At 16.9% G+C, this 1,027-nt stretch carries 1 protein-coding gene; it reads right to left on the bottom strand.

Annotation, left to right across the window (positions count from 1 at the left end):
• Positions 1–188: 188 nt before the first annotated feature.
• Positions 189–788 (bottom strand): hypothetical protein, encoded by a 600-nt coding sequence (locus LUA84_RS03365; protein WP_457913296.1) that lies wholly within the window; start codon positions 786–788, stop codon positions 189–191.
• Positions 789–1,027 lie beyond the last annotated feature (239 nt).

Here is a 1,027-nt window from a genome sequence, read left to right on the forward strand (position 1 = left end):
CCCCATTTCTTTTCTTTATTGCTCCTTATTATTATTCCCTGACCACAATTTGGAACATGTAAATTTTACTAATGTATCCTTACTATTAAGTTTTTCAATACATTTGTTTTTTCTAATTCAGTTATATCCATAATAAAATTCATAAGTAAATCATTTTTAAATTTTTTCTAATATAATTAAAAGTANNNTTATATTATAATTATATAAATAGAATGAATTAAATATCTTAGAGAATACTTTTTAATATAATTTATTATAATATCTAGGATTTTTTTATAATCATAACTATATAATAAAAGATATAATTTTCCATTATCTTTTAATAATTTGTTTGAATGATAGAAAATATATTTATCTTTTATATTTAATTCTGGATTTTTCTTTATTCTAAAGGTAAATATTTTATCAATTGATTCTTCTTTAAATTTTAAATCAATCCATTCTATATCTAATCTTCTAAAAAATATTATATCNNTTAGCAAAGCATTTTCAGAATTTCTTTCTATTAATAATAATTTATTTTTATCTTTATTAACACAATATATCTTAATATTAACTTTTTTCTTTATATTTATGTATTTTTCAAAATAATCCATATATTTAGAAATTTCCTTTCTCCTCCAAAATATTGGTAATATATTCTTTATATATATAGCTTGTTCTATAGAAAAAGAANNNNCATCCATTATATTCAATATTTCTTCATTTTCCCTTATATCTGAATAATATATAATTTTATAGAACAATGTTGATTTTAATTTTTCAATTTTTTTCAATTGATTAAGCACCTTTNNNATACATTTTTTAATAAAAAGTATTTATATTCATCTTTTTCCATATATAATATATTATCTATTTTCTAGAATTAAATAATAATTTTAATCTTTCTTCAAAATACAAATTTGAATAGATTAAAATTTTATTTTTCTTTTCAATCATATTATAATCAATATTTCTATTTAATAATTTTGCTATTTCTTCAACTGTAATATTTTCCAAACCTTTCGCAGTTATAACAAAGTATAAT

The organism is Candidatus Nanopusillus massiliensis (assembly GCF_920984865.1).